Here is a 383-nt window from a genome sequence, read left to right on the forward strand (position 1 = left end):
GACGGCGTTCCTGTTCACGGGTCAGGGGAGTCAGCGGATCGGGATGGGCCAGGAACTGGCCGAGGCATACCCCGTCTTCGCCGACGCCTACAACGCCGCCCTCGACCTCCTGGACCCCGGCGTCCGCCACGCCATCACCACCGGGGAAGGACTCGACCGCACCGAGAACACCCAGCCCGCCCTCTTCGCCGTCGAAACCGCCCTCTACCGCCTCCTCGAACACTGGGGACTGCGCCCCGACTACCTCGCCGGACACTCCATCGGCGAACTCGCCGCCGCCCACGCCGCAGGCATCCTCACCCTCCGCGACGCCGCCACCCTGGTCACCGCCCGCGCCCAGCTCATGCAAGCCCTCCCCCAGGGGGGCGCCATGATCGCCATCC

At 71.3% G+C, this 383-nt stretch carries 1 protein-coding gene; it reads left to right on the top strand.

Going from position 1 to position 383, the window contains the following annotated elements; translation table 11 throughout:
* The coding region (locus V1J52_RS26025) for an acyltransferase domain-containing protein (RefSeq protein WP_330142426.1) at positions 1-383 on the top strand (383 nt) is incomplete at both ends.

Origin of the sequence: Streptomyces solitudinis (assembly GCF_036323765.1) — a bacterium.
Taxonomy (GTDB): domain Bacteria; phylum Actinomycetota; class Actinomycetes; order Streptomycetales; family Streptomycetaceae; genus Streptomyces.